An 18,946-nucleotide genomic window follows, 5' to 3' on the forward strand; every position below is an offset into this window, starting at 1 on the left:
CCGGCGCGCCCTCGCGGAGCGTGCCCGCCGGCGCGCCCTCGTGCGAAGCGGCCGGCATCGTGCCCCCGTGCGACGCGCTCGGCGTCATGCCCTCGTGCGTGCGGGTCGGCTTGTCTTCCGGGGTGCTCATCGGGGTCCCTTCCGTATCGAGCGCAGTACACCGGCGGCAGCGGTGTGGGCGGCGTCGCGGACCGCGTGGCCCCGGCCGGCCAGGGGGCTCCGGGTGCGGCGGTCCTGCGGGATGGCCGTACGGCCGGTGCTCCTGGCCGCGGCGGCCCTCTCCAGCAGGCGTTCGGCCTGCGCGACGACGGGGCCGGGGGCGAAGCGGCGCGCGTTGTCCAGGGCGGCTCGGCTCATGCGGCGACGCCGCTCGTCGTCGCCGACGAGTTCCAGCAGGGCCGCGGCGAGCGCGTCACGGTCCCCGACCGGTACGAGCCTGCCGTCGGTGCCGTCCTCGATGATCTCGCCGGGACCGTAGGGGCAGTCGGTGCTGACGACGGGCAGCCCGCAGCGCATCGCCTCGACGATGGTCATGCCGAACGGCTCGAAGTCGGACGCCGCCGCGCCGATCGATCCCTTGGCCCACTCGGCCTCCATGGGGGTGGCGGCCCCCATCAGGAACACGTTGTTCCACAGTCCGAGCCGCTCGATGAGCCGGCGCAGGTTGGCCTGCTCCTCACCCTTGCCGTAGATGCGCAGCTGCCAGTCCGGGTGCGCCGCGGCGACCTGGGCGAACGCCTCGATGAGGAGGTCGTAGCGCTTGACCGGCACCAGGCGGCCCGCGGCGATCACCACCTTGGCGGTGCTGTCCGCGGGAGGCAGGGCAGGGTCGGGGACGCTGTTGGGCAGGGCCTCCACGTGGACGCCGGGCAGCCACATCTTGCGCCGGTAGGCGGCGGCGTCCGCCTCCGTGACGGTGGTGATCACGTCGAGTCGGCGGTAGGCACGGCGCAGGGCGGTGCGCAGCCGCGGCGAGTGGTTGTCCAGCGTGAGGTGTTCCTGGCCGACGCGCAGGACGTGCCGCGGGGCCTGGCGGGCGATGTGCACGTTGAGGCCCGGGCGGGTACCGATGACGACGTCGGCGTCGAGCGCTTCGAGGCACTCGCCGATGCGCCGGTCGGTCAGCTCGCTGTACTGGTGGTGACGGTACTCGGCGGGCGGGAACACCTTCGCCGGTCTGTGATGCAGCGGGTCGTCCGCCTCCTTGCGCAGGTCCACCAACGCCCGCAGGCGCACCCGTGGGTCCAGGACGAGGTTGGGGCGTTCCCGGTGACGTAACGCGGAGACGATCTCCACGTCGTGCCGCTCGGCCAGGGCCCCGGCCAGGTTGAACGTGGTGGTGATGGTGCCTCCGATCCCGTAGGCGTTGTGGATCAGGAAAGAGATCTTCATGGTGGCCTAGACCGTGTCAACGCCCGGTTCGTTGTTCGCCGTTATCACTCTGTGGCCGTGCCGGTCCGCCGGGCCGGATTCGCCGATTCCGGAATGATCTCGGGCATAAGTGGCCTGGGCCATATCGGTTTGCCTCTGATGTGTGGATAGCTTGATGTGTTTGCCCGCGCATCGTCGCGTTCTCGGGTGCACCCTCGTATCGATCTTCAGGAGACCCATGCGCCCCCGTACAGCCCTCGTCCCGCGCATCGCCTCCCTCCCGCCCGTCGCCCTGGCCGGCGGCGCGCTGGCCGTGGGGGTCGGCGGTCTGTATCTCGCGGGGCTGCTCCTCACCGGCGGCCACATCGACTCCGGTACGACCGTGCGCGGGGTGGACATCGGGGGGCTGAGCCGCGCGGAGGCGGTGGCCAGGCTGGAACGGGAGCTGGGTGCGGCAGGCGTCCGGGAGCTGCCCGTGCAGGTCGGTGACCGCACCGGCAGGGTCGATCCGGAGCGTGCGGGCCTGTCCTACGACGTCCAGGAGACCGTCGACCGGGCAGCGCGCACCGGCGCTGATCCGTTCAGCGTGTTCGGCGGGTTCTTCCGCTCGGGCGGGGACATCGAACCGGTCGTACACCTCGACGAGGGCAAGGCCCGGGCGGCCCTCGGGCAGCTGGCGAAGGAGCTCGACCAGAAGGTCAGAGACGGTGCCGTGACCTTCGACGACGGGCGTGTGAAGACCGTCGCACCGCGGACGGGGTACGCGCTGGACGTGAACGCCGCCGTCGGGCCCCTGCACGACTCCTTCCTGCGGGGCGACGCCGGCACGGCCACTCCCCTGCCCACTCGCGAGACCCGGCCGAAGGTCACCGCCGACGAGGTGCGGCGGGCGGTGCGCACCTTCGCGGAGCCGGCCATGTCGGGCCCCGTCACGCTCACCGCGGCCGGCAAGCGGTTCACCGTCGGCCAGGACGCGCTGGGCGAGCATCTGACCATGCGGCCGGACGGCAGCGGCAGACTCGGACCGGAACTCGACGCCAAGGGCCTGCGCGCCGAGCCCGCCGTGGCCGGCCCGCTGGACGCCATCACCACGACCGCCGAGAACGCGAAGCTGCGGCCGGAGGGCGACAAGGCGGTGGTGGTCCAGGACGCCACGGTGGGCCGGTCCGTCACGGACAAGGCCCTGGGGAAGGCCGTTCTGCCCCTGCTCACCGCATCGGGCGCCGACCGCAGCGGCGAGGTGGAGGTACACCGGACCCAGCCGGAGGTGACCCGCGAGAACGCCGCGCGGCTGGGACTGACGGAGAAGATGTCCTCCTTCACCGTCCACTTCGAACCGGCCGAGTACCGCACGAAGAACATAGGCCGGGCCGTGGAGCTCATCAACGGATCCGTCGTCGATCCGGGCGAGACCTGGAGCTTCAACCGGACCGTCGGTGAGCGCACCAAGGCCAACGGCTTCATGGACGGCATCATCATCCTCGACGACCAATTCACCAAGGCCTCCGGCGGCGGGGTCTCGTCCGTGGCGACGACCGTGTACAACGCGCTGTTCTTCGCCGGGGTCAAGCCCGTGGAGCACGGAGCACACTCGTTCTACATCGAGCGCTACCCGGAGGGCCGCGAGGCGACGGTCGCCTGGGGCAGCCTGGATCTGCGGTTCGCCAACGACTCCGGCAAGGCCGTCTACATCCAGGCCGAGTCCACCGACACCTCCGTCACCGTCTCCTTCCTCGGCACCCGCAAGTACGACGAGATCAAGGCCGTCACCGGTCCGCGCACCGAGGTGAAGCCGCCGGAGAAGAAGGTGAGCGACGACAAGGAGTGCGTGCCGCAGACACCGCTCGAAGGGTTCGACGTCACCGTGGAGCGGGTCTTCTACGACGACGGCCGGGAAGTGAAGCGGGAGCCGTACCGCACGCACTACACGCCGCGTGACGAGATCGTCTGCGAGTGATCCGCTCCTCGGTCGTCCGCCTCTGCAACTCTCCCTTCCGAACGAAGCGTTGACCCGGCCCCGGAGCGCCAGCACAATGAGCGGCCATTGATTGAGAGCGCTCTCAAGGGAGATCCATGACTGGCAGACAAGGCCCGGCGCTCAGCCGGCGTTCGCTCATCGGTGCCGGACTCGGCATCACTGCCGCAGGGCTCACCGTCGCCGCCCAGGGGCAGGCCTTCGCGGCCGGCTCCACCGGGTCCCGCCCCGCATCGGCCCCGGCCCGGGGGCACGCCTTCCTCGCCGCCGCCATGGACGCCTACCCCGACCACGGCGACCTCCGCCTGACGCAGAGCTACACCGACCAGGCCGGACTGTTCAGCACCGCCTTCACCTATGACAACGCCCTCGCGCTCCTGGCCCACCTCGCGGCCCGGACCCCGGCCGGTCTGGCCAGGGCCAAGGCGCTGGGCGACGCCCTGCTCCACGCCCAGAGCCACGACCCGGCGTACGACGACGGCAGGCTCCGGCAGGCCTACAACGTCGGGCCGTACACCTTCTACGACGGCTCACTCCAGCCCGACGGCTTCGTACGGGCCGACGGCACGGCCAACGTCGGGACGCAGTTCGGCTTCACCGGAACGGCCGTGGGCGACATGGCCTGGGCGGGCATCGCGCTCGGCGCCCTGGCCCGCCGCACCGGGGCGCGCCGCTTCCTCGACGGTGCCGTGCGGATCGGCGAGTGGATCGAGCGGACCGGCCGGACCGACGAGCCCCTCGGCGGCTACAAGTTCGGGGTGGACGGTGCGAATCAGAAGCTGCCGTTCACCTCGACCGAGCACAACACCGACCTGGTCTGCCTGTTCGGCCGGCTCGCCCGGCTGACCGGCGAGCGCGTGTGGCTGGAGCGGCGCGGGCGGGCCGCGGCGTTCGTGCGCCGGATGCGGGAACCGTCCGGCGGCTTCTTCTACACCGGCACGAACGACGGTGTGACGGTCAACAAGTCCCCGATTCCGGAGGACACGCAGACCTGGACGCACCTCGCGCTGGACTCCCGCCGCCACTCCCGTTCGCTGGACTGGGCCGCGGCCGAGCTGGCCGTCCTGGACCACTCCGGGCGCACGAACAGCACGGTGCCCGCGGGGCAGTCGTACGAGGGGGTCACCTTCAGTTCGGCGAGTCTCCTCGCGAACGAGGACGCCCCGATCGCCGACGGCCAGCCGAAGCCCGACCGCAACGGGGTGTGGTTCGAGGGGACGGCGCATCTCGCGCTCGCCCTGCACGATCGCGGGGCTCGTGGTGACGAGGCGGGGGCCCGGCGTCTGCTCGCCTCGATCGAGCGGGCGCAGGATCTCCTGGGCGGCGGCCAGACCGTCGGGGGGAAGGCTCTGCCCGAGCGCAGTGGAGTCGTGTCCGCCAGCAGTCCGCTGGATACGGGCTTCGGCTTCGGTTACTACCCGTACCGGCACACAGGGGCGACGGCCTGGTACCTGATGGCCGTGGCTCGGTTCAACCCGCTCCGGGTGTGAGAGAACGGCCCGGTCCGCCGTCGTGTGCGGCGGACCGGGCCGGCTGTCCCTCAGGCAAGGCGGTGGACCGCCTGGGTCGTGAGCTCGTAGCGGGCGCCGACGATCGCCAGCTTGCCGGTGCCGATCCTGGCGGCGAGTTCGGGTTCCGCGGCCAGCCGGGAGCGCACGAGCCGGACGTTGGCGCTCACGGTCGCGTCGATCCGGGCGTCCCCTTCCTTGCCGTGGTCTATGGCGGGGCTTATCTGGTCGACGAGGTACTGCATGTGGGCGGGCAGTCGCTCTCCCGACTGCTCCGCCGACACGGCCGCACGCACCGCGCCGCACGACTGGTGGCCGAGGACGACGACCAGCGGTATGCCGAGCTCCAGGACGCCGTAGGCGACGCTGCCGAGCACGGCCTCGTCGAGGACCTCGCCGGCGGTACGCACGGTCATCAGGTCACCCAGGCCCTGGTCGAAGACCAGTTCCGGGGGGACTCGCGAGTCGATGCAACCGAGCACCACCGCGAAGGGGTGCTGCGCGGTGGCCAACGTCTGCCGGATGGCCGGGTTCTCGTGCGGGTGGCGTTCCCGGAAGGCGCGCCAGCGGCGGTTGCCCGCGGCCAGCTCCCTCAGCGCCTCGTCCGGGGTGCCGGGGCGTGGCTCCGCGGGTCCGGTGCCGGCGGGCGTGGGGGTGGGCGCGGCGGTGGCCGTTCGCGCGGCACCGAGGCCTGCGCCCAGGGCCGCGGCCCCGGTCAGCACGGTGCGCAGAAGGGTCCGGCGGACGGTACCGCCGGCGGAGGGCCGTGAACCGACGAAGGGGTGCGGTTCGGGGCCGGTGCCTCTGTGGGAGGTGGCATGTGAGTTCACGGGCCAGAACGTATGCCCGAATGCGCGGGCGGCCGCCGTCCTTGCCGTTTCATGGTGAGAGTTGGGTAAGTGATGTTCTCACCTTGAACGTTCTTTGACGGTCCCTCAGGCAACCGGCACGACGCCCGGGCCTGCCGGCCCGGGCGTCGTGTCGTGCGAGGGTGATCAGACCAGATCGAACCGGTCCAGGTTCATGACCTTGACCCAGGCCGCGACGAAGTCGTTGACGAACTTCTCCTTCGCGTCGTCGCTCGCGTAGACCTCGGCCAGCGCGCGCAGCTCGGAGTTCGAGCCGAAGACCAGGTCGGCGCGGGAGCCGGCCCACTTGACCTCGCCGGTGGCCGCGTCGCGGCCCTCGAACGTGGTCTGGTCCTCGGACGTCGACTTCCAGGAGATGCCCAGGTCGAGCAGGTTGACGAAGAAGTCGTTGGTCAGCGAGCCGGGCGTCTTGGTGAAGGCGCCGAGCTGGGACTGCTGGTAGTTGGCGCCCAGCACCCGCAGGCCGCCGACCAGGACGGTCATCTCGGGAGCGCTCAGGGTGAGCAGGTTGGCGCGGTCGAGCAGCAGGAACTCGGCCGGCAGGCGGTTGCCCTTGCCGTGGTAGTTGCGGAACCCGTCGGCGGTCGGCTCGAGCGCTTCGAACGACTCGGCGTCGGTGTGCTCCTCCGTCGCGTCCACACGGCCCGCGGCGAAGGGAACCTCCACCTGGAAGCCGGCTTCCTTGGCGGCCTTCTCGACCGCGGCGGTGCCGCCGAGGACGATCAGGTCGGCCAGGGAGACCTTCTTGGCTCCGGCGCCGGCGTTGAAGTCCTGCTGGATGCCCTCGAGGACCCGCAGGACCTGCGCCAGCTCGTCGGGCTCGTTGACTTCCCAGCCGCGCTGCGGCTCCAGGCGGATGCGGGCGCCGTTGGCGCCGCCACGCTTGTCGCTGCCACGGAAGGTGGACGCCGAGGCCCAGGCGGTGGACACCAGCTGCGAGACGGACAGGCCCGACTCGAGGAGCTTGGTCTTGAGGGTGGCGATGTCACCGTCGTCGATGGTCTCGCCCGCGGCCTCCGGCAGCGGGTCCTGCCACAGCAGGGTCTCCTCCGGGACCTCGGGGCCGAGGTACAGCGACTTCGGGCCCATGTCACGGTGGGTCAGCTTGAACCAGGCGCGCGCGAAGGCGTCCGCGAACTCCTGCGGGTTCTCGTAGAACCGGCGGGAGATGGGCTCGTAGATCGGGTCGAAGCGCAGCGACAGGTCCGTGGTGAGCATCTTCGGACGGTGCTTCTTCGAGGGGTCGTGCGCGTCCGGGACGATCTCCGGGGCGTCCTTGGCCACCCACTGGTTGGCGCCGGCCGGGCTCTGCTCGAGCTCGTACTCGAACTCGAAGAGGTTCTTGAAGAAGCCGTTGCTCCACTGGGTCGGCGTGGTGGTCCAGGTGACCTCCAGGCCGGAGGTGATGGTGTCGCCACCCTTGCCGGTGCCGTAGGTGCTGCGCCAGCCCAGGCCCTGCTCCTCCATGGAGGCGGCCTCGGGGTCGGCGCCGACATTGTCGGCCGGGCCGGCACCGTGGGTCTTGCCGAAGGTGTGGCCGCCGGCGATCAGGGCGACGGTCTCCTCGTCGTTCATCGCCATGCGGCGGAACGTCTCACGGATGTCGCGGGCCGCGGCGATCGGGTCCGGGTTGCCGTTCGGGCCCTCGGGGTTGACGTAGATGAGGCCCATCTGGACGGCGCCGAGCGGATTCTCCAGCTCGCGGTCGCCGGTGTAGCGCTTGTCGTCGAGCCAGGTGGTCTCGGGACCCCAGTAGACGTCCTCCTCGGCCTCCCAGACGTCGGCACGGCCGCCGGCGAAGCCGAAGGTCTCGAAGCCCATCTGCTCCAGGGCGACGTTGCCGGTGAGGATCAGGAGGTCGGCCCAGGAGATGGACTGGCCGTACTTCTTCTTGACCGGCCACAGCAGACGGCGGGCCTTGTCGAGGTTGCCGTTGTCCGGCCAGCTGTTGAGCGGGGCGAACCGCTGCTGGCCGGCACCGGCGCCGCCGCGGCCGTCGCTGATGCGGTAGGTGCCCGCGCTGTGCCAGGCCATACGGATCATCAGGGGGCCGTAGTTGCCGAAGTCGGCGGGCCACCAGTCCTGAGAGGTGGTCAGCACCTCGGCGATGTCCTGCTTGACGGCCTCGAGGTCGAGGTTCTTGAAGGCCTCGGCGTAGTCGAAGTCCCCACCGAGGGGGTTGGCGACCTCGGGGTTCTTGGCGAGGATCTTCAGGTTGAGCCGCTCGGGCCACCACTGGCGGTTGCCACCGCCCTGGGTCGGGTGCAGGGCGCGGCCGTGCGCCACGGGGCAGCCGCCTCCCGTGTCCTCCGACTTCGAGTCGGTGACGATCGCGTCGTGGTTCTCAGTCATGGAAATCCTTCCGGACGGGTGGATCACAGTGCTCGGGTGGATCGCGGTGCTCGGTGGATCACGTGCTCAGGAACTGCGGGCGGTGGAGCAGGCGGGGCACAGGCCCCAGTAGATGACCTCGGCCTCGTCGACGGCGAAACCGCGGTCGTCGGACGCGGTCAGGCAGGGGGCGTGGCCGACCGCGCAGTCGACGTCGGCGACGGCTCCGCACGAGCGGCACACGAGGTGGTGGTGGTTGTCGCCGACCCTCCCCTCGTAGAGCGCCGGGCTGCCGGGTGGGTCGAGGCGTCGTATGAGCCCTGCCGCGGTGAGTGCGTGCAGCCCCTCGTAGACGGCTTGGACGGAGATGTGACCCACGCGGCCGCGCACCTCGGAGGCGATCGTCTCGGCGCCGAGGTGGTCACCGTCCCGCACGGCCTCGAGCAGCGCGACACGGGCGGCCGTCACCCTCAGGCCGGCACCTCGCAGCTCCTCGGCGGTGGTCGGGTTCCCGGTTGCGGTCATGGGGTCAACCTAGCCACACAAACACGATTGATTCAAGAAAACGAACGGTTCAATTTTGGTGTCGGGAGCGTGAGGCCTTTGTGGGACGGCTTACTTGAGGACTGTGAGCTCGGTCACAACCCCGTTATCGCGCCCTCACGGGCGTCAGGTCTCGCGCACCGCCGTTCCGGTTTGCGGGTCAGGCGTCCGGCGAGGTAAGGCGTTCGAGCCGGGCGGCGGCTGTCGCGGCTTTGCGGCCGGCCTCGCGGGCCCGGCGGTCGGCGGTGCGCGCCCGTTCCCGGGCGGCCCGTTCGGCGAAGCGGGCCTGCTGGTGTTCGTTTCTGGCACGTTCCAGTTCGCCGGTGAGTTCCTCCACGCGCTGCTGCAGGCCGTCGACTTGCTCTTTCGCCTCCGCCGCGGCCCGACCCGCCGCCTCCACCTCGCCCTGCAGCTCCCGTAGCTCGCGCTCGGCGGCTTCGGCTTCCTCCCGGGCCCGGCCCAACCGGCGACGCTGCTGCTCGCTCGACTTTCCGCCCGGGCGGGAGGGCGCGGGCGCGGGTGCGGGGCGCTGCGGCCGGGCACCCTCGGCGACGGCGGGGAAACCGACCGCCGCGCTCAGCGGCTTGGTCAGGCGACCTCCGGCCCAGGCCCGGGCGGCCTCGGGGTCGGCCAGCACGGCGTGCAGGGTGTTCTCGACCTCACGCTGCACGCTCTCGCCGATCGGATGCCCGGCCTCCTTCGCGAGCTGCCGCGCCTGCAGGGAGAGGGCCCGGATGAGTGCGTGCTGCCGGCGGCTCAGCTCGCGCAGTTGCGCGCCGTCCAGGTCCTGGTGGGCCTGCCGCAGCCCCTCCCCCAGGCGCAGCAGGGGCTCGACCTCCCCGGGGCTGCTGCGGACCAGGAGATTGCTGACCCAGGCGGCGAGGCTGGGCTTGCGCAACGTGCCGATCCGCTCGGCGAGTTCCCGGTCGCCGGCGGTGCGGGCGGTGGCCATGGCGGAGGCCCGGGCGGCGGTGAACTCCTCCGGGCGCAGGCCGTACAGCTCGTCGGCCACCGAGTCGTAGTCCATGGGCACCCCTTTCGCGATCCATGGGCATCCCTTTCGCGCCATTCGCGTGGAAGACCCGCCTATATTCCGCTTTCGATCATCTCAGGCGCTGCCCTTCGGGGCGCGCGCAGCGGCCGCTGAACGCATCGGAGGCACCCCGTTCACGACCCGGAAGTGGACGGTTTAACATATGAGCGCCGCCTAGCTCGAAAGATGGATTCGTGACTGTCAACGACGACTCGTTCACCAACTGGAAGAACCGCGAGGAGATCGCGGAGTCGATGATCCCGATCATCGGGAAGCTGCACCGGGAGCGGGACGTGACGGTCCTGCTGCACAGCCGCTCCCTGGTGAACAAGTCGGTGGTCAGCATCCTCAAGACCCACCGGTTCGCCCGGCAGATCGCCGGTGCGGAGCTCTCCGTCACCGAGACGCTGCCGTTCCTGCAGACCCTCGCCGAGCTCGACCTCGGGCCGTCCCAGATCGACATCGGCATGCTCGCCGCGACGTACCGCGAGGACGACCGTGGTCTGTCGGTCGCGGAGTTCACCGCGGAGGCCGTCGCCGGTGCCACGGGCGCCGACAAGATCGAGCGCCGCGAGGGCCGGGACGTCGTCCTGTACGGCTTCGGCCGTATCGGCCGGCTCGTGGCCCGGCTGCTCATCGAGAAGTCCGGCTCGGGCAACGGTCTGCGGCTGCGGGCCATCGTCGTGCGCGGAGGCGGCGAGCAGGACATCGTCAAGCGCGCCTCGCTGCTGCGCCGCGACTCGATCCACGGCCAGTTCCAGGGCACGATCACCGTCGACGAGGCGAACAGCACGATCGTCGCCAATGGCAACACCATCAAGGTGATCTACGCGAACGACCCGTCCGAGGTCGACTACACGGCGTACGGCATCAAGGACGCCATCCTCATCGACAACACCGGCAAGTGGCGCGACCGTGAGGGCCTGTCCGAGCACCTGCGCCCCGGTATCGACAAGGTCGTGCTGACCGCGCCCGGCAAGGGCGACGTCCCCAACATCGTGCACGGCGTCAACCACGACACGATCAAGCCGGACGAGCAGATCCTGTCCTGCGCGTCCTGCACCACGAACGCGATCGTGCCGCCGCTGAAGGCGATGGACGACGAGTTCGGGGTCCTGCGCGGCCACGTCGAGACGGTTCACTCGTTCACCAACGACCAGAACCTGCTGGACAACTACCACAAGGCCGACCGTCGCGGCCGGTCCGCGCCGCTCAACATGGTCATCACCGAGACCGGTGCCGCCTCCGCCGTCGCCAAGGCGCTTCCCGACCTCAAGGCGCCGATCACCGGCAGCTCGATCCGTGTCCCGGTCCCGGACGTCTCGATCGCGATCCTCAGCCTGCGGCTCGGCCGTGAGACCACCCGCGAGGAGGTCCTCGACCACCTCCGCGACGTCTCCCTGACCTCGCCGCTCAAGCGTCAGATCGACTTCACCACGGCTCCCGACGCGGTCTCCAGCGACTTCATCGGCTCGCGTCACGCCTCGATCGTCGACGCCGGCGCCACCAAGGTCGACGGCGACAACGCGATCCTCTACCTGTGGTACGACAACGAGTTCGGCTACTCGTGCCAGGTCATCCGCGTCGTGCAGCACGTGTCCGGCGTGGAGTACCCGACGTACCCGGCTCCGGCGGTCTGATCCGGCCGATCCCGGAAGACGAGAGCGCGGGGCGTGCGGGCCCCGCGCTTTCGTGCGTCGTCCGTGCGTCAGCGGCGGGTCAGCTCGATCCTGTACTCCCGCGTCCGTGAGCCGTCTTCACCGGTCACGGAGACGGTGTGGGCCGTCCTGCCCCCGGTGGTGTCCGTCCGGACCGTCACCTTCGCGTACGGGTCACGCGGCGTGGCGGTGATCCGGGCCCGGCCCGGGCGGTCGACGGCCACCCGGTAGCTCGTCCGGTCCGGGTCGAAGCCGGCCAGGGGCGCACCGTCCAGCTCGACCGAGGCGGCAGCCGCGTCCGCGGACACGCCCGGCGCCTTCGCGTAGACCTCGATCTCGCCGAGGGTGATGTAGCCGCCCGGCCGGGCCGTCATCACGACCCGCACGCCCGTCGACGGGCCGGTCGCCCGCACCGGAACCTCGGCCACGGGCGTTCCCTCGGCGCCGACGGCGACCTGGTCGCTCGCGTCGGACCAGGTGCCGTCGGAACCTCGCACCTGCACCTTGAGGGACTCCGCGAAGCTGACGTTGGCGCCGTCACGGTGGAAGTGGGTCACGACCCGGGTCAGATCGTGTGCTTCGGGCAGTGTGAAGGTGATGGTGTCGGACGGGTTCTTCGTGCCGGACCTCCAGTTCGACCAGGCCTTCTCGGACGTGGTGCCGTTGCGCAGGCCCTCGGCGGAGTAGCCGCTCTCGGTGTAGGTCGCACCGACCGTCACGCCTTCGTCGCGCGCGGCGTTGGTCTGCTCGGGCGCGGTGACCTGGACGCGTACGCTCGCCGCTGCGGTGTCTCCGCCGGGGATCCGGGCGGTGCCGCGCAGGCTCACGACACCGGTGTCGTCGAACGCTCCCTCGGGCACCGGGTCCCACGTGACCGGAAGGTCGGCGGATCCGCCGTGCCGTCCCACGCCGGTGACCGTGGCGGGCAGGTCGGGCCGGCCGCCGGTGTAGGTCTTGGCGCGGGCCGGCAGGGTGGCGGCGATGGTGTCCACGGTGACGACCGCCTCGGCCCGGACGGTCCGGCCGAGGGCATCGGTGGCCCGGCCCTTCACACGTACCGTCCCGGGTTGGCGCCAGCGAGAGTCGGAGGGCAGCGTCCACTCGACGGGAAGTGCGCCCCGGGCGCCGTCCGGGAACACGGGCTTCACGGTCCTGGGCAGTTCGGGGGCGCGCCCGGGGATGGTGAAGGCCTTGGCCGGCTCCGTGCCGAGCACTGTCTCATCCATCACGCCCCAGCGCTGGTTGGCGTTGGACGTCGGGAGGTGGGCCGAGACCCGGGCGCCGTCAGCCGTCGACTGGCCGACGACATCGAGGAGCCGGCCCGTCGCGGCGTTGACGAAGGTCCAACTGCCGTCCCCGGTGGTCGACATGATCCAGCGTGCGGCCGGTGAGTCCCCGTCTTCGAGTACGGCCTCGTCGTCGCGTACGGCGAGGTGCCTGCCGTCCGCGGCGTTGACGAGGGCATAGCGGTCACGGTTGTCGTTGCCGCGCGTCAGCTGCTTGACGGACCAGAGCTGTGACGCGGCGGCCGGGTCGGCCGTGCGCACGACGACGCCGTCGCCCCCGGCGGACGGTGCCAGGGACTTGCCGCTCTGGGTGCCCTGGAGGCGGTAGACGTGACCGGCCTGGACCAGCGCGGCGTCCTTCGCGGTGCCGGACACGCCGTCGACGACGAGGGTGGTCACCGACTTGGCGGGGACCGTCACGGTGGCGGAGCCGTCCTCGGCCTTCACGGGTGTCCCGCGGACGAGGGCACCGTCGCCACTGGTCACCACGGGCGTCACGGTGGCACCGCGGGCGACCCGCCGGAACTTGGTCAGGTCCAGGGTCACCGCACGCGGGGTGGTGCCGTTGTTGACGTGCACCACCGTCGCTCCGCGGCCGGACTTGCGTACGGCGGCGACGCTGGAGGGATCGTCGGCCTTGACGAAGTGGTCGCCGGGGCGGATGTGATGGGTGAAGTTGCGCAGGGTGTGGAACTTGGTGTTGGCCTTGACCGGGCAGGTCTCCAAGGTGTCCTTGGAGGTGCAGTTGAACGGGATGTGGATGCTGCCCCAGTTCTTGCCGGCCTGCGCCTGGGGGATGGAGTCCTCGACCGGCTGCCACAACACCCAGGCGGACGGCTCCAGTTCACGCATGTCCTCGACGACCCGGGTGGCGATGCCGAGCCCGGGTTCCATGCCGGTGAAGTCGGTGCCGGTCCCCCAGGTGCCCTCGACCTCGCTCATCCAGAACGGCTTGTCGGCGGCCTTGGCGCTGTCGCGGGCGCTGGTGCGCATGCCGGTGCCGTAGGTGTGCACGTTGAGCTGGTCGACGGCGGCCCGGGCTGAGCTGTCGTAGGCGTTCCAGTTGCGGACGAAGGTGCTGGGGTTGGTCTCGTCCATCGCGGAGATCTTGGCGCGTGTTCTCGCCTTGTCCAGGGCGCGTTGCAGAGCCAGGACGACTCGCTGCTGGAGTTCCGGACCGGCGTGCGCGCCTTCCTGGCGTCCGCCGGTGGGCTGTCCGTCGGCGCCGATCCGGGTGCCCCAGTAGTTGGTGTTGGGCTCGTTGAGCGGGGCGATGGTGTCGAACGAGATGCGGTGCTTCTTCTCCAGCCGGTCGGTCACCCTCACCAGGTAGGTGGCGAAGTCGTCGACGCGGTCCGCCCGTATCTGGTCGGTGTTGGCGTCGAAGCCGCCCGAGACGTAGCCGCTCACGGTCTGGAACCAGGGCGGCGAGTTGCTGAACGCCTCCCAGCGGGTCACCTTGCTCTTGACGCGGTCCACCCACCAGCGCTGGCCCGCGTCGGCGGACCAGTCCCAGTGCCCGGGGTCGTCCGGGTTCCACCAGTCGGTGTCCTCCCTGGTGGTGCCCTCGGGAGCCTTCCAGAAGCCGTCCATCATCGCGCCGGTCTTCATGTAGTCCTTGCGGACGTCGGGGGCGTTGCCGCCGCCGATGTTGTAGCGCGCGATGTTGAGACGGAGCCCGTCCTCGCCGAACAGCATGTCGGCGAGCTTTTGCCGGATCGGTTCCGGATAGCGGCCGGTGATGTTGGCGAACCAGACGAGGCTCGTCCCCCACCCTTCGAACTCCTGCTGCCGGTAGGACGGGTCGATCCGTACCGTGACCGCGCTCGCCGGTGGATCAGCGGCAGCAGCGGTGGCAGGAGATACGGCGACGAGGCCCGCGCCGAGTGCCAGGGGGACGGTGATCGCCAGTGCCGTTCGGGCGGGGCGAGGTCTGCTGGACATGGATTCCCTTCGGGAGCGAACAGAACCGCGCAGAGTCGATCGAGCTTCCCGAATGTTTTAGGACGGTAATCAACACGTCAAGAGGTGGGGCGAGTTGGGAACCGGCACACTGCCGTGCAGACGGGCGATGAGGGACACCACTTGTGGCGGCCGTGCGGAGGTGCTGGGAACCGTTCCGCGCCGACCGGCTGACCGGCATGCTCGAGTGCCGCGTCCCGCCATGGGGACGCGGCACTCGAGCATGCCGGTCTCAGTGCTTGAAGACGTCCTTGGTCTTCTCCTTGGCCTGCCGGGCGTCACCCTTCGACTGCTCGGCCTTGCCCTCGGCCATCAGGCGCTCGTTGCCCACCGCACGGCCGATCGTCTCCTTGGCCTTGCCCTTGGCCTGCTCGGCTTTGGCCTTGCCCTTCTGGTCTCCAGCCACGGTTCGTTCACTCCAAGTCGTGTCCGACTACGGGGTCACCGCACCGAGTGACCGGGAAGGCGGCAGCTCAAACGTGCCACGCGGTCGTCGCGCCCGTGAGAGCCTTGTCCTGATCATGATCAGTGCGACGAGCCCGGAGGACGGGGCATGACCATCAAACCGCCCGGGGCTCCCCGGGGACCTGCCGACGGCTGCGGTGCTGTGGGCGCGCCGGGCGCTCATCGCCGTACTGCGGGCCACCACGGAGGGTGACCAGGGCGCTGGAGCGCGCGGGCCTGAACCGGCCGTGATTCCCCGCGGTCAGTGACAGCACCCGTCGGTCGCCTGGGGAACGGGGGCGGTGTCGAGGCGGCAGAAGCACGACGCGTGGATGGGGACGTCCGCCAGCGCGGTCGCCCGTTTGAGCTGGTGGGCCACGAGGCCCGCCTCGCCGGTCCTGCCGCTGCGCAGCAGGCATTCGTGGAAGCCGTGCAGGGCCCAGACGTTGCCCGGGTGCTGGAGGGGGCGGGGCAGGGTGTCGTCGAGGCCGAGGTCGGCACGGTAGACGGCCTCGGCCTCCGCCACGCGGCCCTGCTCCAGCAGCAGAGCCGCGTAGGCGTGACGGGTGGGCTGCATCCAGCCCCAGGGCTCGTCGTAGGGCAGGTTGTCGTCCAACTGGATGGAGCGCTCCAGGGCTGCGAAGGCGAGGTCGTACTCGCCCCGGCGGTATGCGAGTTCGCCGTCCAGCATGGCGGAGGCGATGGCGAGGATGTCGTGGCAGGTGTTGTTGAACAGCATCCGGGTCTCGGGCACCCGGCCGGCCGCCTCCCGGAAGAGTTCGCGTTCGGTCTCCGCCCGGTCGACCTCGCCGGTGGCGGAGAGGGCGACGCCTCGGGCGTAGTGCCGCATGGCGACACTCGTCGCGTAGAGCTCCGGGTCGGCGGGGGCGGGCAGTTCCAGGATCTCGGTCCAACGGCCGAAACGGATCAGGACGTGGACGCGCATGGCCAGAAACGCCTCCAGCCAGTCGGCCATCGGCGGGCTCTGGACACGGAGCAGGTCTTCGGGGATGGCGGCTTCCAGCTGGGCGGCGGTGTCGAGGGCGACCTGCGCCTGGCCGAGGAACATCGCGCCGTAGATCTTGAAGTGGTGGTTGTGCGCCCGGTAGAGGGTGTAGAAGTTCATCGCGCCGGCCTGCCGGTGGTACTTCTCGTCGGCGGCGATCGCGTCGCTGTTGGCGGAGACGACCTGGCGGTAGTCGCCGCACAGGACGTCCAGATGTGAGGGCATGTGGAGCAGGTGCCCGGCGTCGGGCACGAGGCCGCGCAGGCGGTCGGCGACGGTGAGGGCCTGCTCCGGTGCCGGGGACATCTCCATCAGGTGGATGTACAGGTGCAGGATGCCGGGATGCCGGAAGCCGGCCCCGGTGGCGAGGGCGCCTTCCAGCACGGCCCTGGCCTCGGTGGTCCGGGCGCCCTCGGCCGGCCGGCCGGTCTTGAGGTCCCACAGCTGCCACGGAGTGAGGTTCATCGCGGCGTCGGCGTGCAGGGTGGCGATGTCCGGGTCGGAAGGCGCCAGTTCGTAGACGACGCGCATGGCGTCCGCGTAGGGCTCGTTCCACACCGAGCAGTCCTCGACGGCCTGCGACTGCGGATAGCGCGCCCGCAGCGCGCCGATGAGGGCCTGCTCGACCGGGGTGGCGCGGGCGGCCCTCTCATGGGCCCTTTCCACGGCCGTGTGCGTGCGCTCGACGGTTCGGGCCAGTTCTTCGCCGTCGAAGAATTCCCAGGGCTTGTTGTAGTTCGGGCCGAGCGCGTAGGCGATACCCCAATAGGCCATGGCGCAGTCCGGGTCGGCCTCGGCCGCCTTTTCGAAGCAGGCGACGGCTTCCTCATGGTGGAACGCGTACGTCCACATCAGACCGCGGTCGAACCAGAGTTGGGCATCGGGTGAGGACGTGGTGACGGGACGGCGGTGCGGGCCGAGATCGTAATAGTCGCCCATGAGTTTCTCCTGGGAAAGCGGCCGGGGCCGTGAGAATAGCGGTTGCCGACACGCCCAGACTTTCGATGAATTCTCGTATGTCCAGATTAGCGGTTCTCAGCACGGCTGGCCGCGGCCCCGGACATGGTGGAAGGCATGAGTGACTTTCCGAGTTTTCCGCCCGGCGTTGTACTCGCGGATGATCGACGAGCTCCTGGGCGCAGACCATGATCGCACCGCTGTCACGCCGCGTACGCCGTTTCCGGGTCGTGCCAGGTGATCAGCGGCCCGTCGTCCTTGTCCCGGAAGTCCATGCGCGTGGATGTCCAGGTCGGAGCGGGCCTTGCCGGGCGGTTCGACGGCCTTCTCCGCCAGGTGCACGGTGCGGTCGGCATTGGTGAGGGTGCCCGTCTTCTCCCCCAGGTCGCGGCGGGCAGCACCACGTCGGCGAGCTGAGCGGTCTCGGTGAGGAACAGGTCCTGGACGATCACGAACAGCCGTTCCTGCGCGGGGATCGAGCGGATGCGGGACAGCTCGGGCAGGGACACGGCCGGGTCGGTACCGGTGATCCACAGTATCCGGATCGAGCCCTGCTCGGCGTACCGGAAGATCTGCATCGCGTGGGTGGGCGGGGCGGAGTGCGGGATGGTCTTCGGTGTCACGTTCCACACGCGGGCCAGATCGGCCACGTGCTCCTCGTTCTGCCAGTTGCGGAAGCCCGGCAGATCGCCGTCCGCACCGCACTCGCGGGCGTTCTCGGCGCTGGGCTGGCCGTCGCCGTTGGAGTGCAGCAGCGAGGCGGCCTGCACCCACCGCTCCACGTCCTGCTCGCCGAGCCCCGCTGCGAGGTGCGTGTCGGTCCGGGACGGCCAGGGGGTGCCGGGTTCGTACGGCGTGCGCGCCCCAGACGTCGGTGATCCGGTCGGCCGAGCTGTCCACGGTCCCACCTCCCACGGAGAACGGCGCTGCGGTCCGCGAGCACCCGCCCGCGTATGCGTGACACACAGTGCACGTACTGCTACACAGAGCACACGCGGTCGGGGGCGTCCGTCATCTTGTCGTCAGAACGGGGGCACCTCGGCCAGTGGGCTGGCCCGCCCAACTCCCGCTCCCTAGGATGTACTTCCTGTCCAGCCAGTCCGTTGGCGCGGCACCTTGCAGGGGGAACGATGCACTCCGAGAAGCAGCTGTCCACCGAGATCGACGCGAACGTGCCGACGGCAGCGCGCATGTACGACCACTACCTGGGCGGCAAGGACAACTACGCGGCCGACCGCGCAGCGTGCGAGGAACTCGACAAGGTCGTGCCCAGCACGCGCCGCCTGGCCCTGAACAACCGGCGCTTCCTCCAGAGGGTCGTGAAGACCCTTTCGGAGGAGTACGGCATCCGGCAGTACCTGGACCACGGGTCAGGCCTGCCGACGCAGGACAACGTGCACCAGGTCGCCCAGCGCATCGACCCCACGACCCACGTGGTCTACGTCGACAACGACCCGATGGTGCTGGTCCACGGTCGTGCGCTGCTGGAGCAGGACGAGCGCACGACCGTCATCCACGCGGACATGCGGGAAACCGACCTGATCTTCGGCCACGCCGACACCAAGCGGCTCATCGACTTCGACGAACCGGTGTGCGTGCTCTTCAACTCGGTGTTCCACTGCATCCCGGACAGCGACACCGACGGGCCGCTCGCGGTGGCCCGCCGGGTGCGGGAACGGCTCGCGCCCGGCAGCTTCATGGTGATGTGCCAGCTGGTCAGCGAGGACCCGGAGGTCCGCGCCTTCGTCACGAACTTCATGGACCAGGCGACCCAGGGTCACTGGGGTCGCGTGCGGGAACCGAAGGACGTGGAGACGTACTTCGAGGACCTGGAGATTCTCCCGCCCGGGCTCGTGGAGGTGTCGACCTGGCGGCCGGACACCGAGGTGGCGCCCCGTCAGCTCACGCACGAGTGGATCGAGTTCGGCGGAGTCGGGCGGATTCCCCTGGAGAAGTGACCGTGATGCCCGGCGCGGGACGGTCGTCGTCCCGCTCCGGGCATC

At 70.3% G+C, this 18,946-nt stretch carries 12 protein-coding genes and 1 pseudogene; 4 read left to right on the forward strand and 9 right to left on the reverse strand.

Going from position 1 to position 18,946, the window contains the following annotated elements:
- Nucleotides 1-126 precede the first annotated feature (126 nt).
- Nucleotides 127-1,392, reverse strand: a complete 1,266-nt coding sequence (locus ACZ7EG_RS26065) for a glycosyltransferase family 4 protein (RefSeq protein WP_471083487.1) — start codon at nucleotides 1,390-1,392, stop codon at nucleotides 127-129.
- Between the two features lie 217 nt (nucleotides 1,393-1,609).
- On the opposite strand from ACZ7EG_RS26065, the gene ACZ7EG_RS26070 reads away from it, so the two are divergent.
- Complete coding sequence (locus tag ACZ7EG_RS26070; RefSeq protein WP_471083490.1) at nucleotides 1,610-3,328, forward strand: VanW family protein; 1,719 nt, start codon at nucleotides 1,610-1,612, stop codon at nucleotides 3,326-3,328.
- A gap of 116 nt (nucleotides 3,329-3,444) precedes the next feature.
- Nucleotides 3,445-4,836 carry a Tat pathway signal sequence domain protein gene (locus tag ACZ7EG_RS26075; protein WP_471083493.1) on the forward strand — a complete coding sequence of 464 codons (1,392 nt, stop codon included), beginning with the start codon at nucleotides 3,445-3,447 and terminating at the stop codon, nucleotides 4,834-4,836.
- A gap of 50 nt (nucleotides 4,837-4,886) precedes the next feature.
- On the opposite strand, the gene ACZ7EG_RS26080 is transcribed toward ACZ7EG_RS26075, so the two are convergent.
- The 4 genes from ACZ7EG_RS26080 to ACZ7EG_RS26095 form a co-directional block, all read right to left on the reverse strand.
- A complete protein-coding gene (locus ACZ7EG_RS26080; RefSeq protein WP_471083496.1) occupies nucleotides 4,887-5,684 on the reverse strand; it encodes a carbonic anhydrase in 798 nt (265 codons plus the stop codon).
- 165 nt (nucleotides 5,685-5,849) lie between these two features.
- The gene (gene katG, locus ACZ7EG_RS26085; RefSeq protein WP_471083499.1) at nucleotides 5,850-8,075 is read right to left on the reverse strand and encodes a catalase/peroxidase HPI; all 2,226 of its coding nucleotides are present in this window, start codon (nucleotides 8,073-8,075) and stop codon (nucleotides 5,850-5,852) included.
- A gap of 66 nt (nucleotides 8,076-8,141) precedes the next feature.
- Nucleotides 8,142-8,579 carry a Fur family transcriptional regulator gene (locus tag ACZ7EG_RS26090; RefSeq protein ID WP_471083502.1) on the reverse strand — a complete coding sequence of 146 codons (438 nt, stop codon included), beginning with the start codon at nucleotides 8,577-8,579 and terminating at the stop codon, nucleotides 8,142-8,144.
- Between the two features lie 178 nt (nucleotides 8,580-8,757).
- Nucleotides 8,758-9,624, reverse strand: coding sequence for a hypothetical protein (locus ACZ7EG_RS26095; protein WP_471083505.1), 867 nt, complete (start codon nucleotides 9,622-9,624; stop codon nucleotides 8,758-8,760).
- A gap of 200 nt (nucleotides 9,625-9,824) precedes the next feature.
- Between ACZ7EG_RS26095 and ACZ7EG_RS26100 the strand changes: the two genes are divergently transcribed.
- Complete coding sequence (locus ACZ7EG_RS26100) at nucleotides 9,825-11,270, forward strand: glyceraldehyde-3-phosphate dehydrogenase (RefSeq protein ID WP_471083508.1); 1,446 nt, start codon at nucleotides 9,825-9,827, stop codon at nucleotides 11,268-11,270.
- Between the two features lie 68 nt (nucleotides 11,271-11,338).
- Here the strand turns inward: ACZ7EG_RS26100 and ACZ7EG_RS26105 are convergent, their stop codons facing one another.
- The 4 genes and pseudogenes from ACZ7EG_RS26105 to ACZ7EG_RS26120 all read right to left on the reverse strand — a co-directional run.
- Nucleotides 11,339-14,518, reverse strand: coding sequence for a glycoside hydrolase (locus tag ACZ7EG_RS26105; RefSeq protein ID WP_471083511.1), 3,180 nt, complete (start codon nucleotides 14,516-14,518; stop codon nucleotides 11,339-11,341).
- 250 nt (nucleotides 14,519-14,768) lie between these two features.
- Nucleotides 14,769-14,942 (reverse strand): CsbD family protein, encoded by a 174-nt coding sequence (locus ACZ7EG_RS26110; RefSeq protein ID WP_385663496.1) that lies wholly within the window; start codon nucleotides 14,940-14,942, stop codon nucleotides 14,769-14,771.
- A 300-nt stretch (nucleotides 14,943-15,242) separates the two neighbouring features.
- Nucleotides 15,243-16,925: a hypothetical protein gene (locus ACZ7EG_RS26115; RefSeq protein WP_471083515.1), complete on the reverse strand. Its 1,683-nt coding sequence runs from the start codon at nucleotides 16,923-16,925 to the stop codon at nucleotides 15,243-15,245.
- A gap of 224 nt (nucleotides 16,926-17,149) precedes the next feature.
- Nucleotides 17,150-17,680 (reverse strand): annotated as a pseudogene (locus tag ACZ7EG_RS26120) (molybdopterin-dependent oxidoreductase); the annotation flags it as partial.
- Nucleotides 17,681-18,073: 393 nt separating this feature from the next.
- Here ACZ7EG_RS26120 and ACZ7EG_RS26125 point away from each other — a divergent pair.
- Nucleotides 18,074-18,901: an SAM-dependent methyltransferase gene (locus ACZ7EG_RS26125; protein WP_471083518.1), complete on the forward strand. Its 828-nt coding sequence runs from the start codon at nucleotides 18,074-18,076 to the stop codon at nucleotides 18,899-18,901.
- The last annotated feature ends 45 nt before the right edge of the window (nucleotides 18,902-18,946 follow it).

Source organism: Streptomyces sp. NPDC037100 (assembly GCF_055606225.1).

What these genes read in the sequence shown, in the direction of transcription:
- ACZ7EG_RS26065 (WP_471083487.1), bottom strand. Translation starts at nt 1,392, where the DNA reads ATGAAGATCTCTTTCCTGATCCACAACGCCTACGGGATCGGAGGCACC.
- ACZ7EG_RS26070 (WP_471083490.1), top strand. Translation starts at nt 1,610, where the DNA reads ATGCGCCCCCGTACAGCCCTCGTCCCGCGCATCGCCTCCCTCCCGCCC.
- ACZ7EG_RS26075 (WP_471083493.1), top strand. Translation starts at nt 3,445, where the DNA reads ATGACTGGCAGACAAGGCCCGGCGCTCAGCCGGCGTTCGCTCATCGGT.
- katG (WP_471083499.1), bottom strand. Translation starts at nt 8,075, where the DNA reads ATGACTGAGAACCACGACGCGATCGTCACCGACTCGAAGTCGGAGGAC.
- ACZ7EG_RS26090 (WP_471083502.1), bottom strand. Translation starts at nt 8,579, where the DNA reads ATGACCGCAACCGGGAACCCGACCACCGCCGAGGAGCTGCGAGGTGCC.
- ACZ7EG_RS26095 (WP_471083505.1), bottom strand. Translation starts at nt 9,624, where the DNA reads ATGGACTACGACTCGGTGGCCGACGAGCTGTACGGCCTGCGCCCGGAG.
- ACZ7EG_RS26105 (WP_471083511.1), bottom strand. Translation starts at nt 14,518, where the DNA reads ATGTCCAGCAGACCTCGCCCCGCCCGAACGGCACTGGCGATCACCGTC.
- ACZ7EG_RS26115 (WP_471083515.1), bottom strand. Translation starts at nt 16,925, where the DNA reads ATGGGCGACTATTACGATCTCGGCCCGCACCGCCGTCCCGTCACCACG.
- ACZ7EG_RS26125 (WP_471083518.1), top strand. Translation starts at nt 18,074, where the DNA reads ATGCACTCCGAGAAGCAGCTGTCCACCGAGATCGACGCGAACGTGCCG.